Annotated in this window: 12 protein-coding genes and 1 pseudogene; 11 read left to right on the forward strand and 2 right to left on the reverse strand. The window is 68.2% G+C overall.

All coding sequences use genetic code 11. The annotated features are described in order from the left end of the window. Positions 1 to 111 precede the first annotated feature (111 nt). The 4 genes and pseudogenes from ACZ6KO_RS34575 to ACZ6KO_RS34590 all read left to right on the forward strand — a co-directional run. Positions 112 to 1059: an acyl-ACP desaturase gene (locus tag ACZ6KO_RS34575; protein WP_469307944.1), complete on the forward strand. Its 948-nt coding sequence runs from the start codon at positions 112 to 114 to the stop codon at positions 1057 to 1059. Positions 1060 to 1344: 285 nt separating this feature from the next. Beyond that, positions 1345 to 1524 (forward strand): hypothetical protein, encoded by a 180-nt coding sequence (locus ACZ6KO_RS34580; RefSeq protein WP_469307945.1) that lies wholly within the window; start codon positions 1345 to 1347, stop codon positions 1522 to 1524. Positions 1525 to 2222: 698 nt separating this feature from the next. Further along, entirely contained in the window at positions 2223 to 3011 is a 789-nt protein-coding gene (locus ACZ6KO_RS34585; protein ID WP_469307946.1) for a hypothetical protein, read from the forward strand. Between the two features lie 9 nt (positions 3012 to 3020). Continuing rightward, positions 3021 to 3203, forward strand: a pseudogene (locus ACZ6KO_RS34590) (hypothetical protein); the annotation flags it as partial. 14 nt (positions 3204 to 3217) lie between these two features. Here the strand turns inward: ACZ6KO_RS34590 and ACZ6KO_RS34595 are convergent. Continuing rightward, the gene (locus tag ACZ6KO_RS34595) at positions 3218 to 3466 is read right to left on the reverse strand and encodes a hypothetical protein (RefSeq protein WP_469307956.1); all 249 of its coding nucleotides are present in this window, start codon (positions 3464 to 3466) and stop codon (positions 3218 to 3220) included. 2187 nt (positions 3467 to 5653) lie between these two features. Here ACZ6KO_RS34595 and ACZ6KO_RS34600 point away from each other — a divergent pair. From ACZ6KO_RS34600 to ACZ6KO_RS34620, 5 genes are all read left to right on the forward strand, one after another. Then, complete coding sequence (locus tag ACZ6KO_RS34600) at positions 5654 to 5881, forward strand: hypothetical protein (protein WP_469307947.1); 228 nt, start codon at positions 5654 to 5656, stop codon at positions 5879 to 5881. A gap of 1100 nt (positions 5882 to 6981) precedes the next feature. Further along, positions 6982 to 8559: a transposase gene (locus ACZ6KO_RS34605; RefSeq protein WP_469307953.1), complete on the forward strand. Its 1578-nt coding sequence runs from the start codon at positions 6982 to 6984 to the stop codon at positions 8557 to 8559. Continuing rightward, the gene (locus tag ACZ6KO_RS34610) at positions 8556 to 8954 is read left to right on the forward strand and encodes an AAA family ATPase (RefSeq protein ID WP_469307948.1); all 399 of its coding nucleotides are present in this window, start codon (positions 8556 to 8558) and stop codon (positions 8952 to 8954) included. The genes ACZ6KO_RS34605 and ACZ6KO_RS34610 overlap by 4 nt, the downstream gene beginning before the upstream one ends. Before the next feature lie 315 nt (positions 8955 to 9269). Beyond that, positions 9270 to 10124, forward strand: a complete 855-nt coding sequence (locus tag ACZ6KO_RS34615; RefSeq protein ID WP_469307954.1) for a tyrosine-type recombinase/integrase — start codon at positions 9270 to 9272, stop codon at positions 10122 to 10124. An 82-nt stretch (positions 10125 to 10206) separates the two neighbouring features. Further along, positions 10207 to 10506, forward strand: coding sequence for a helix-turn-helix domain-containing protein (locus tag ACZ6KO_RS34620; RefSeq protein ID WP_469307955.1), 300 nt, complete (start codon positions 10207 to 10209; stop codon positions 10504 to 10506). Positions 10507 to 11132: 626 nt separating this feature from the next. On the opposite strand, the gene ACZ6KO_RS34625 is transcribed toward ACZ6KO_RS34620, so the two are convergent. Next, positions 11133 to 11381 (reverse strand): hypothetical protein, encoded by a 249-nt coding sequence (locus ACZ6KO_RS34625; RefSeq protein ID WP_469307949.1) that lies wholly within the window; start codon positions 11379 to 11381, stop codon positions 11133 to 11135. A gap of 136 nt (positions 11382 to 11517) precedes the next feature. On the opposite strand from ACZ6KO_RS34625, the gene ACZ6KO_RS34630 reads away from it, so the two are divergent. Continuing rightward, positions 11518 to 12048 (forward strand): hypothetical protein, encoded by a 531-nt coding sequence (locus ACZ6KO_RS34630; protein ID WP_469307950.1) that lies wholly within the window; start codon positions 11518 to 11520, stop codon positions 12046 to 12048. Between the two features lie 213 nt (positions 12049 to 12261). Beyond that, positions 12262 to 12891, forward strand: coding sequence for a class I SAM-dependent methyltransferase (locus ACZ6KO_RS34635; RefSeq protein ID WP_469307951.1), 630 nt, complete (start codon positions 12262 to 12264; stop codon positions 12889 to 12891). Positions 12892 to 13256 lie beyond the last annotated feature (365 nt).

Here is a 13256-nt window from a genome sequence, read left to right on the forward strand (position 1 = left end):
TTGCTCCGTGGCAACGGTCTATCGTAGGTGGCCGGTCCGCGGCGAATCCGCGTCCATCCGAAGAGATGTCGCATCACCCATTGGGGCGTATTTAGCGTGCACAGAGAAAATGTGACCTCGGATTCCCTCCATGATGATTGCAGCCTTCTCAATGATCTTGAGCCCATTGCCGCCCGAGCCCTGGACGACCACCTGCGGCATGCGGAGGAGTGGTACCCGCACGCCTTCGTGCCATGGAGCGAGGGGACGAACTTTGACGGTGTTCTGGCCGGAGAGGAGTGGCAGGCCGGACAGTCCAGGCTCAACACGGCCGCTCGCGATGGGCTCATCCACAACCTGCTGAGCGAGGACAACCTGCCCAGTTATCACCGGGTGGTCACAGAGCTGTTCGGCAGAGACGGTGCATGGGGCACGTGGGTCAACCGGTGGACGGCCGAGGAGGGGCGCCATGGACTGGCCATCCGTGACTATCTGCTGGTCACCCGCAGCGCCGATCCTGTAGCGCTGGAAGATGCGCGGCGTCAGCACGCCGAACGCGGCTACGACATCGACTACCGCGGAGACGTCCTCGCATCGCTCATCTACGTGACGCTGCAAGAACTCGCCACTCGCGTCTCGTACCGCAACATCCGACGCGTATGCGGTGACTATGCCTGCGAGGCGCTCTTGCAGCGGATCGCCCAGGACGAGAACCGCCATATGCTCTTCTACCGCTCCGTGTTGACAGAAGCGGTGAAGCTCCGGCCAGACCAGGCCTTGCGGGCCTGCGCCGATGTGGTGGAGTCCTTCCGTTCACCCGGTCACGGTGCACCCGGATTCACCGCGTTGGCCCTCTCGATGGTGCGCTCCGGCATCTACACGCCCGCGTGCCACCACGAGGAAGTGCTTATGCCAGTGATGCGCTTCCTCGGTGTGTTTGACCTGTGCGGGCTGAGCGCGGATGGGGAGCAGGCGCGCGAGAGGTTGTCCGCCGTTCTCGACCGGTCCGAGACACGTGCACGGCGCTTTTCCTCCCTTGACCTTTCCACAGCATCCGCGCTCATCTCACCGTTGCGTTGAGAGAGCCAGGCCTTTTCCTGCAGATCCTTTGGCCTCCGCCGCCCGGCGTTTCGCGCCGGATGCGGCGTGCGAGGGTCGGGCCCGGTGCCCGCCGTCGAGCCGTCCGCGGTCCCGGCGGTCGGCCAGGCCCCGGGTCCCTTGGCCAGGGCCGGGCCCTGGATTGCGCGTGGGGTGCGCATTCACGCGTGCCCACTGCGCAATCCGGTGGGGAAATTGACTCCCACGTCATGTCCGGGCCCGGTCCACGCCCAGCTCGGGGAGCCAGCGGCGTCGCGCCGGTCGCGTGTGCCCTGCTCGGTCGCACTGGAACCCGGCGAGGACATCCACAAGATCACCTTCCGTGCCCGGCCCACCGCCCGCGCGGTGCGCTACGAACTGTTCACCGCGCTCGGCCTGCCCGGCGAACCACCACGCCACCCCAGCGAATTCGACCGCCTGCTCAAGACCGCAATGGCCGAACTATGATCGGCCATTGATGTAGTGCCTGTGCTGGTCCTCTGAGCTGTGTGTCCAGGTTGGCTGGCTGGTGTGCGGGTGTGGTGGGTGTCTGCTGTGGTCGTCGGGGCTGCCCGATGGGGGCCGGGCGGCTAGGGTCTGTCGTCAAAGTGATCTTGCGTTGTGGATCATGGAGTGGTGATGTCCCGGGCAGGAGAGATCGTCCCGCGCCGCGCGTGTCCGGTACGCCGCACGGCAGGCCGCCGTTGCCTGGCCCGACCGGGCCGGGCAACGGCGAGACTCTTGATCACGGCATGGCGGCCCGCCGCTACGCGATGTCCGCCAGCCGCCGCGCTGCTCGGGGGTTCGGCTGCTGGCAGCCGAGGCACTCTTGGACTCTTGGACCGCTCACCGTCCGATGGCGTCCCCGTGTCAGGTCCCCCTGGCACGACGTGCTTCAGCGGTGCACCCCGAGAGCCTGCCCCGCGTAGGCATAGTGGCGGTGCCGGTCGTCCGCCCACCGGCGATTCCGGATCCCTCTCGAGCCTGCCGGAGCGGGGGAGTGAATTTCTGCGTCGTAGCGGCAGGCGGAATTGTGTGGATGTGCGGGGGAGGACCGCGTCATGCTGTTGTCGATCTGAGGGGGACATGTGGGAAGCGGTCGGCCAGACAACCTTGAAGAGGCACACCAGCGTCGGCTCGAGGTGTTCGTGGTACGTGCTCGCCGCGTGGAGGAGCACTCACTGGCCGCGGACTGGGATGCACTAGTGGCGCTGACCCGCATGCAGATCGGCGTCCGCCGCGACAAGGATCAGACATGGATCCGCTACGAGCTGCCCGCCGAGGAGCTAGTCGAGTCCGCCGCAGCCCGGATCCGTCCGATCCTCCTGGAGAACGAGCTCTGCTTCTACATGAAGGCGCTGAACGCACTCGGCTACGCCTGTCGTAACTCCCCACGCGACGCGGAGTGGGTGCGCGCGGCGCGTGCCGAGTGGCGGGCCCGGGTAGCCCCCTCCACAAGTTCTCAAGCCGCCTACCGGATCCTGCTCACCGACATGGCCACGGGCCAGAACCACAACCTCGACGCGCATACGCTGGCTATGGCATGGATCTACGGGGACGTCGTTCACCATGACATGGAGCGACGCAAGGAAGGCGACCCCTTCGGACTACGAGACCGCTTCCGCGCAGCGGTGCCCCTGGTCGCTTGGGCCATGGTCGGAACGATCGAGCTCCTTAACTACATCCGAGTCCTTCGGCAAGACGGCCTTCTGCAACTCCGACAGGAAGTCTTCGACGAGCAGGTCGCCCTGCCGATGACAACCTGGGAAGAGCCTGTCGAGATGTACTTCGCTCCCGAAGGCTCAGAACCCCCCTCTGGTGCGACCACCCCGCTGCCCAAGGGATGGCTGCACCTAGAGAAGGACACAGACCTCGCACCCTTCCAGCACAGCTTCGCCGGACAGCTCCTCCAAGCCCAGCCCTCAGCAGTCTTGACGGAACTCCCCTCACCTTGATGAGGCTCGTTGTTTCGCAGATCCTCATCAACCGGCGATGCTCTCGCCGGACACCCCGACCACGCCCCGTACGACCGGCTGCTGTGCACCTTCGGCGTACGCACCATCCCCCGCGCCTGGCTGCAGCAGGTACGGCCTGGCGGGGTCATCGTCGCCCCCTACGGCACGCACTACAGCAGCCGCGACGCCGTCGCCCGCCTCTCGGTTCATGCCGGCGGCACTGCGAGCGGCCCCCTCGTTGCGGCGGTGGAGTTCATGAAGGCGCCCTCCCAGCGCACCGTGTGGCCCGACGCAACCGCGTACGTCACGCAGTGGCCGGCGCCCAGCGGGACGGTCGTGCAGCCCGGCCAGCTCGCGGACGCCCACCACGCCATCAGCCTCGCCGTTGCCCAGATCGCGTACACCACCCACATCGACACCGACGGTGCTCCGGCTGCTTGGTGGTACAGCCTCACCGACCGCTCCTGGGCAGCCGTACGCTGGCCGCACGAGCATGTCCCGGCGTCGTCTATCAGCACGGCCGACGCAACCTGTGGGATGCCGTCGAAGCCGCCTGCGAATGGTGGGAAGCGCAAGACAGCCCCGACATCGACCGCTTCGGCGTTACCGTGGGACCGACGGCCGGACAGCATGGCTGGACTACCCCGCAAACCTAATCCCCGGGGCCCGATAGCGAAAGGAACCCGACGTGGACGCCGGCGGTGAACCTCTCGCAGCGTGGTGATGAGGATCTTTGAAAACGGCTCTGGTCGGAGTTTCGTGAAAGGCCAGGTCGTCGGAATGGGCGGTACTTGGAATCGACGGCCACTCCGCAGGTCACTACCCAGCAGCCACAACCTGGCCGGCCGTGACCTGAGGACGGTTGGGGAGTAGTGACGCGAGGTTGTCCCGGACGAAGTCCGCTGCTCTTTTGATCGACTCTTCGGCCCCGGCTTGGTCTTCGAAGACGCTGGTGGAGACCATCACCCCATCCCCGGCGTCGATCCAGTAGTAAGCCACGAAACCAGGGACCTGCCGGAGGAGAGGCACGAATCCCTCGTCCACTCGGCGTCCCGCCTCGGCAGGGTCAGCCACCCCTTCGTAACGCCGAATCACTGCGTACATAGCTGATCTCCTCATGGATCCCAAGGTCACCTTGCGCAAGACGACCTACCCCCACCGCGCGTCTCTCGCCCGAGGGACGTTCAGAAGCGACCCGGATAGACGCATTGGTGATCCCAAAACCGGTCATCTGCTGTGGCCGGGGCCGGGCGAACCGGGGCTTCACGGAACTCCGGTCAGAGCCGTTTTCAGAGATCCTCATCACCGTAGGCCGGGGTGTCTTCCGATCTGTCTGATGACGGTTGCCATACCTGCCACGAGGTGTTGCTTTCCGATGGCTACCAAGCTCAAGTGGGGCCTGGTGGTAGATGGGGATGCTCTATATGGGTGAGAGTTGTGAACACGTTAGGTTCTTCAGGGTGGCGTTTTTGCTCAGTTGCTAGGATTTTCAAGATCCTGACCTCTGAGAGTCTCTCCGGATTCTGACCTGAAAGCGAGGGCGCATGGTAGGGCTCGATCCGAAGTACATCGAAGACCACTTGGCAGGCGTGCATAACTTCGAGTCGTTTGGCCGTAACGTATGTCAGGCTGTCCTGGAGGAGACCAAGGAGCAGGTTAAGAACTCTCCTGGGAAGCCGGAGGTCGTGTTCCCTGTAAGAGTCACCGTTAAGCCCGTCGAAAGCCACGGCCCGACGTCAAGGCTGTCCCTCAGGGTCTTGGTTGAATGCGAGAGCCGAGCGACTTGGGTGACCATCTACATCCGCGAACAGTAACGGAATACGCGGCATCTGGATGTGCAAGCTTTCAGCCTGAAGGTGAAGCCGGAAGGTCAAGGTGGGGAAGCGGGCCTGCTCTAAGGGCGGCGTTGCGGAAGGTCGTGAAGTAACCGGTCGCCACGATTTTCCTCCGCCGTCCCTCGACACTGCGCCCTGCAGGCCGGACCGTCAAAGGCAAAGCGAAGGGCTCCGACTGCAGGCCCGCTCCCCTGTCCGCGAAGGTGGCCTCCGCTGAGGCGGCGCGAAGCACTCGCTCTCTCGATCTGCGCAGCGCCCGCCCGCGGCAGGGCGGGAGGCGAATTCACCGACGAGGAGCAGCTCCTGCCGAGGCTGGGCGGCGGAGATGCTCTGCACCCCGTGATCGCCCGCGGGGTGCAGGAGGTTCCTCGGTGGTGTACATAAGGCCCGGAAGACGGATGGCGATGCTCTATATGGGTGAGAGATGAGAACGCGTTAAGTTTCCCAGGGTGGTGTTTTCGCTCAATTGCTAGGCTTTCCGAGATCCTGACCTCTGAGAGTCTCTCCGGATTCTGACCTGAAAGCGAGGGCGCATGGTAGGGCTCGATCCGAAGTACATCGAAGACCACTTGGCGGGCGTGCACAACTTCGAGTCATTTGGCCGGCGCTTGTGCCAGGCCATCCTGGAGGAGACCAAGGACCATGCTAAGAGCTCTCCTGGGGTGCCGGAGGTCGTGTTCGAGGCACGCGTCACCGTTACGCCCTTCGAAAGCCAAGGCCCGGAGCCAAGGCTGTGCATTAGGGCTCTGATTGATGTCCAGAGCAAACCGACTTGGGTGCACATTTATACCGGCGAACAGTGAGCCTTTGCAGGATCGGCAGCGATCGGATGACGACCTGGCCGTCGGCGTGAGTGCAGAACGAACGACCCCTCCCGAGCCGGGCGCTGCAGACAACACCCGCCCGCTGGCCGCCGTGTACGCCGCGACCGTCTCGGGCTGGTTGGCTGACACCTGGCAGGACGAAGCCGTGCGCACGGCCAGGGCCGATTACTCCTGGGAGGAGATCGCGAGCGCCCTCGGCGTTTCCAAGTAGACGGCACATGAGCGCTTCCGCTGACCGCGACCGCCTGGCCGGCCACGCGCGGACCGCCGACGCGGGGAGCAGGGCCGCCCCCCTTATGGGGTGGCGGCCCTTTCGCGTGCCGGGTGCCGACCTCGCTGCGGCGCCCTCCGCACAAGCCGCCTACGCGTACGCAAAGGCCATTGCACACCCGCGCAGCCCGACCGTCGGGCCGCGCCGGATGAATTGCCGCTCGGGGGCCTGTGTGGGGGCGGGGGGTGGCCGGTCGATCGACCGCGTGATGATCATGATCGTGCGGGCCGCTACCGCGGTGACCGCTGCTCTCCTCCTGTCCCTGCCCGCCGCACGTGGGCTGGCGCGGGGGCCTGGCGGGGTGCCGGCTTGGCGCGCTGGCCGGCGGACACCTCGCGGGCCGCGGGAACGGGCTGGGGCGGTTTCGGCGTCGGCCCTGCGGTCCGCCGGAGTGTGACCGGCAGAGGTACCGGGCGCGGGCTCGGGTAGGCGGGAGAGGGGCAGGACCGGCTGGGCCTCGGGCCGTACCGGCACCGGGCCGCCGGGGTGCTTGTCGTCCGCCGGGGCCGCCTCGGCGGAGGCCCCGACCGGGCGGGTGGGGGCGGGGGGAATGGTGACGCATCTTTCAGGCCGCGAGGAGCACGGCGAGGAGCAGAGGCAGGGACCGGCGACGCATGCCGGCACCGTCCCGCACGCGGGGCCGGCAGCGGCTTTGACGGCCCCGCGGCGCCCCTCGGACGGATGATGCGGCGGCCGTCCCGCCGGGCCGCTCGCGGCCGGTTCGGCCGACCCTGGATGCGATCTCTCGATTTCGGGGCAGTGGTGTGAGAGACAGCAGGCCATGGTGTGTTGATGCTGGTCAGTGACTGTTCTGGGGTGCGGGGTCACTGTCTTTGATGTGAGAGATCGGCGTTGGATCGCTGTCCTTGGCCTTTATTCCTTCAGGGGTGACGCTGTCTCAGTTTCGTGAGTTCTGATCCATCGGTTGGTCGGGGGCTGGTCGTGTGGGACGGGTGGACGAGGAAGTGCAGTTCCCGGTCTCGGGGGGTTCGGGTGGGGCGTTGCCTGCGGTGTCGGTGCGGGCGTTGCGGGGGCCGGCGGTGCGCCGGTTGCTCACCTTGCGCCGGGAGGGGAGGCTGACCACGCAGCATGTGCGGACGGTGGGTGAGACGTTCGGTGTGCGGGAGCGGGCGGTGTGGCGGTGGCTGGCCGCCGCGGCGGATGGGGCCGCAGTGCCGGGGGAGAGCAGCCGGTACTATGGGCGGTTCATGATCACTCCGGAGGTCCGGGCTCTGCTCGGCCTGTGGAAGGGGAACGTCGCCGCTGTCCATCGTGAGCTGTCGGCTCGTGCGGCTCGGGGCGAGGGGGATCCGCCGCCGTCGGTTCAGACGTTGCGTCGTGCGATCCGGCGGGATCTGTCGCCGGGGGAGCGGGCTGGGCTTGCTGGTGGCGAGGGTGAGGCCCGGAAGCATGATGTGTTCCTGGCTCGGCCTCGGGGGTGGCGGAATCAGGTGTGGGAGGCCGATCACGTCCAGGCCCCGGTTCTGGTCGATGTTGAGGGCACGGTCCGGCGGCCTTGGGTGACGTGGTTCGTGGACTGCGCGACGAACACGGTCATGGGGGTCGCGGTCACGCCCGGGTATCCGTCGCGGGAGTCGGTGCTGGCAGCGCTCCGTGCGGCGGTGCTGCGCGAGGAGCCGTTCGGACCGCAGGGCGGGCTACCGGAGAGGGTCCGGGTGGACCGGGGCAAGGACTTCTTGTCGAGGACGGTCGCGGCGGCGTTCGGGGCGCTGGTGGTCGAGGTGGAGGACCTGCCTGCTTACACCCCGCATCTGAAGGGCACGGTCGAGGGCCTGAACCGTGCGGTGGAGGTTATGTTCCTCGCCGCGCTGCCCGGCTATGTACGCCAGCCGCGCCCGGGCCGCCGCCCCGGTCGGCCGAAGGACGAGCTGCTGCTCGGTTTCGAGGACTTTACCGTCCGGCTGCTGGGCTGGGTGGAGTGGTGGAACACCGTCCACCAGCCGGGTCCGCTGGGAGGGAAGACCCCGCTTCAGACCTGGGAGGCGGATCCGACTCCGGTACGGGAGGTCAGCCCGGAGGAGTTGTGGACGTTCACGCTGGAGGACGACGGACGAATCCGTGTCGTCTCCACCCGTGGGGTCCGGTTCCGCAGGCGGGACTACGTGGGACCGTGGATGACGGGCCTGGCGGGTACCGGGGTCAGGGTGCGGTTCATGCCGCACCACGATCACCGCATCGAGGTTTTCGACGCCACGACCGGCCGTTACCTGGGCCCCGCGACTATCGCTGACGAGGCGAGCCCGGAGCAGATCACCGCGGTCCGCACCGCGCGGGCCGCGCGGAGCCGGCGTCTGCGCAAGGACCTCGCTGCGGCGCAGCGTGAGCGCTACGCCGCTGCAACGCGGCCGGGGAAGCCGGAGCGCCTGGGGGCGGTGTCCGCGGTGGAGGCCGGGGTGGAGTTGGCAGCGGCTGAACGGGCGGATCTGTCGAGGCTGGCGCTGCCGGACCTGATCCCGCCGGCCGCGGCCCCGCCCACCTGGCGCACTCCGCCTTCCCTCGCCGCCCGCACCCGCCAGGCGCCGGCACCCCGGCCTCCCGAGGAGGGCGAGCGGCCAGCGCACTCGGGCGGCAGCGGGCAGGACGAGGCTGCGCGGTGACCGCACCCACGTACCAGTACGTCGACCTGCCCGAGGCCTCCATCGTGACCACGAAGGCCCTGCTGACAGCGCGGGAGAACATCGCGGACACGGTCGCCGCGCGGGCGATGATGTGCATCCACGGCAACGCCGGCTTCGGGAAGACCCTGGCGGTCAACACCTGCCTGCACGAGCTGGAGGACACCCGGGGTGAGGAGGTCTGCCGGGTCACTTTCCGGGCCCGTCCGACCGCCCGCGCGGTCCGCTACGAGCTGTTCGAGACGCTCCGCCTGCCCGGTGAGCCGCCGCGCCATCCCAGCGAGTTCGACCGCCTGCTGAAGACGGCCCTGTCCGAGCGGCCCCGTACCTTCCTCGTCGACGAGGCCCAGTGGCTCAACGGCGAGGCGTGTGGATGAGCCGGTTGTTTCGCTGGCGGGGATTGCCTTTCCTGAGGTGGCTCGTTGGGTTCGTCGGTGGCGGTGTGCTTGTTCAGGTGCTGCCTTAACTGACGAGTGTCGGGGTGTTGCGGCGTGGGTGTGGGGGAGCGGGGCGGTTTCCGCCTCGTCGAAGGCGGGTTGGCCGGTCCGGACGTCGGGGTAGATCCGTGGGTGTTCCAGGCCGGGTGCGCTGAGGCGTTTGAGCGGTCGTGGGTAGTGCGTGGCTTCGCTCCGACGACGGTCCGCGGTTACACATCTCTCCTCGCGCGGGTGCTGGGGCGTTTCGACTGTCCGATGTGGGCCGTGGAAGCCGAGGACGTGGATGAGATGCTCCACGCTCTTGCGGTGGCGGGGTTGGCGGCGGGTACGCGTCGGCAGTACCTGCAGATGTTGCGTGATTTCCATGGCTTCGTCGCACAGAGGTACGGGGCTCAGGTCCGTGGCGCGTTCGGGGTGCCGGTCGGCGACGGCGGGCTTGATCGGTTCAATCGTGTGCGGCATGCCGGTGACGACGCTGCGGTGGGTCCGCCGCCGAGCCGTGAGCGGCTGGATGCGTTTTTCGCCTTTGTCCGTTCGCAGGTGGCTGTCGTGTCCGATTACCGGTTGGCGGCGCGGGATTACGCCATGCTGCGCACGCCGTACCTGTCGGCAGTGCGGGTGAGTGAGCTGGTGCGTCTGGACCGGGCGGATGTGTATCCGGGGCTCGGGCCGTCGGGGAAGCTGCATGTGCGGTTCGGGAAGGCGGCGAACACCTCGGGACCGCGGCCGCGGTGGGCGCCGATGCTGGAGGGCCTGGACCGGATCCTGGCCTGGTACCTGGAAGATGTCCGGCCGCTGTTTCCTGCCAGTCCGGCGCTGTTCTGCGATGAGGACGGTCACGCGCTGAAGGCGGGGACGGTCCGGGATCGCTTGGCCCGGCTTCTAGATCTTGAAGGCGTGGGCTGGGACGAGCGGTTCACGCCTCATGCGCTGCGCCGGGCGTGCGCGACGCATCAGTACGAGCGCGGGATGGATCTGATCGCGGTCCAGCAGCTCCTCGGGCACCGGCATATCGCTTCGACGATGGCGTACGTGAAGCCGTCGCAGAAATTCGTCGAGGACGCCTGGCAGCGCGCCACTGACTCCGCTGTCCGCGCGCTGGCCGGCTGACCGAAGAGAGGCGAGGGGCATGACCTCAGCAGGACCCCAGTTCCCGGACCCGGCCTCGCCAGGCGTTCACTGGCGGCTGCGGATGGCCGCGGCGGAACGCGGTGTGTGGACCGGGACTCAGCTGCGGCGGCTGCTTGACGAGAGAGCGGGGCTGGACCTGTCCCCGGCCTCGGTATCCGCTCTGTTCACCAAGCAGCCGTCCCAGGTGAAGCTGTCCACCCTGGCTGCGCTGTGCGCGGCGCTGGACTGCGCTCCTGGAGATCTCCTCGTGCTCAGTCCCGCGGCACCGGCACAGGTAGCCGCACCGGCGGGGCTGTCAGGCGGGCAGCCGTCGCCTAGCACGCTGCGGGTCACCGGGAGGCGGTCCCTGCCGCCCTTGTGACTCCGCGGCTGTCCGTTGCTCCTCCTTCTACCTGGGCGGGTTCGAGATCCATGTCAGCAGCTGCTCCTGGCGTCGTGCAGGGCCGCTGTCCCAGCTGCATGAAGCTGCGCCGGCTGCGCCCCGGCTCCGGTCTGTGCGCCTGGTGCTTGCGGACGTGTCCCGGTTGCGGGGGCGGCAGGCGCTCGGAGGAGGAGATGTGCGCGGCGTGCCGGCGCCGGGCCGCAGGCAGGCCCGCGCTTGGTCCGTGTCAGCGCTGTGGGCGCCGGCGGACTCTCGAGGCGGCGAGGCAAGTGTGTCGTCCGTGCTCCGATCCGGCGATGGCGAAGCCGCTCGCTGCCTGTTCGGGATGCGGTGTGCCCTCCCAGTGGGCGCGGGGCATGTGCAAGCGCTGCTATGAACACTCGCCTCACACGGTGCAGACCCGCGCGGCCGGCTGGGCCCGCCGGATGCCTCGCACGCCCTCGTGGTGGGGGATGTTCGCCGTGTATCTGGCGACTCACCGCCACGCTTTCTACGCCGCGGACGCCCTCGCTCATACGGCCCGTCTCGTCATCGACACGGGCTCCACCGACCCGCACAGCCTGCTCGCCGAAACCCGTCGCACACGCCCCTGGCTCAGCCGGCTGCTAGCGGATTTCTTTCACGCCCACCGCATCCTCGACGTCCCCGCCGACGCCCAGGACACGCGAGCTGCGGTCCGGCGCGAGCGCCGGATCCAGGCCGTCCCGGCCCCGCTGCGCCCCGCCGTACGCGCTTTCGCCGAGGCGCTGGTGGCCCAGAGAGAGAACACCGAGCGTCTCGGGCTGCGACCGAATCAGCTCAAGACCATCGAGATCCGCCTCGACACCATCCGAGACCTGGCACTCCACATCCATGCGCAGGGACGCACCAACTGGACAGGCGTGAGCGTCACCGACTTGGAGGTATTTCTCGCCCGCAACCCGGCTCGCAGGGCGTCCTGGCTCGCGGGGCTACGGCAGTTCTTTCTCCCACGCCCGCCGCACCGGATTGGTGCTCCACGATCCCGCCGCGGCAGTGGAGGCCCCGCAGCCACGTGGCTTCAGGGGCCCAACCCTCACTCTCGACGAGCAGCGCGCCCTCTACCGCCGCTGGAGTGCCGACAAGGATGTCCTCCCGCACGAGGCGTTCATCGGCCTGGCGGCCCTCCTCCACGCTGCCACCACTACCGAACTCCGCCACCTCACCCTCGACGACATCAGCACCGTCACCCAGACGGTCCGCTTCCCCGGGCGCAGCGTCGACCTCGCCCTCGACAACGCCACGTGGCGCGCCCTGGAAGGCTGCCTCGCCCACCGAATCGCCCTGCATACGCACAACCCGCACGTACTGGTTACCCGGCTCACCAGAGTCACCACCGGCCCTGCCGGCGCGGCCCACATCCGCGACAGCCTCGCGCCGGTCGCCCTCCTCCCACGAATCCTGCGCTCCACACGGCTGCTCACCCTCGCCGACGAACTCGATGTCAAACAGCTCACCGTGGCCCTGGGCATGTCCTACGCTGGAACTTCCCACTACCGATAGCACTCTGAGCGGCCGTCACACTTGGCGCTGTCCTTTCCACCATCGCTCGCAGTTACCAGAGCTGGCGTGGCCGTCAGTCCGGTTTGGTGGACGGGTGGGGTTCCAGAGTGCATCTGCGGAGTATTTTGAATCAGGGGTGGGCTGCGCCCTGACGGGTGTGGTCGGCAGGGGGCCAGAGGACGGCTGCGACGTGCGGATGTTAGCTTCCTTGCCGTGGCGGAGCATCAGGAAGAGACGAGGGCGGCCTACGACGGGGTCGTCGAGCTGTATGCGTCGATGTTCGCTGATCGGCTGGAGACGCAGCCGTTCTCGCGGAACATGATCGGCATCTTTGCCGAGCTGGTGCGCGGTACGGGGAACCTGCGGGCCGCCGACGTCGGGTGCGGGCCTGGACATCTGACGGCCATGCTGCACGAGCTGGGGTTGGACGCCTTCGGGCTCGATCTCTCCCCGGCCATGGTGGACCACGCCCGGCGGGCTCATCCGGCGCTGCGGTTCGACGAGGCGCGGATGGAGGCCCTGCCGGTCGAGGACGGCTCGCTCGGCGGCGTGCTGGCGCACTACTCGATGATCCACACCCCGCCGGGGGAGTTGCCGGCGCTGCTCGCCGAGCAGGTGCGTGTGCTGGCACCAGGGGGCCTGCTCCTGGTCTCGTTCTTCGCGACCGACGGACCGGAGCCGGTCCGCTTCGACCACAAGGTGACGCCCGCCTATAGCTGGCCGACGGACCGGTTCGCCGAGTTGCTGGCCGGGGCCGGGCTCGTCACGTTCGCCCGGCTGCTCCACGACCCGGCCTCTGAGCGGGGCTTCCTCGACGCCCACTTGCTGGCCCGCCTCCCCTAGAGGAGTACAAGGCCGGCAGTCGGCCGCCCCCGACACCGGTGCCCCTGTTGCTGCCGCCCGCGTAGCGGGCTGGTCCTGGAGGCGGAGCCGGAAGGACCGGGGTGGGGGAGCGGAGCGGACCCGCCCAACGGGCCGTAGGCCCTAACCCCGTGAAACGGGGTCACTTCCCGTGCGGAGCACGGGAACATCAGGGCCCGCGAAGCGGGCCCGTTCGGGTAGAGCGCAGCGGAACCCGAACTGTCCGAAGCGCAGCGCAGGACCCCGGCCCGGAGGGCCGGCTCTGAGCCCGCTTCGCGGGCCCCCGCCGCGCGACGCGAGGCGGTTCGTTGGCACAGCGCGCAGCGCTGTGGGACCCGCTCCGCGGG

The sequence above is a fragment of the Streptomyces sp. NPDC042102 genome (genome assembly GCF_055582305.1).

Excerpts from the sequence above, each read along its gene's own strand:
- ACZ6KO_RS34620 (WP_469307955.1), top strand. The coding sequence starts at position 10,207 with ATGGCCGCGGCGGAACGCGGTGTGTGGACCGGGACTCAGCTGCGGCGG.
- ACZ6KO_RS34615 (WP_469307954.1), top strand. The coding sequence starts at position 9,270 with ATGTGGGCCGTGGAAGCCGAGGACGTGGATGAGATGCTCCACGCTCTT.
- ACZ6KO_RS34625 (WP_469307949.1), bottom strand. The coding sequence starts at position 11,381 with ATGGATGTGGAGTGCCAGGTCTCGGATGGTGTCGAGGCGGATCTCGAT.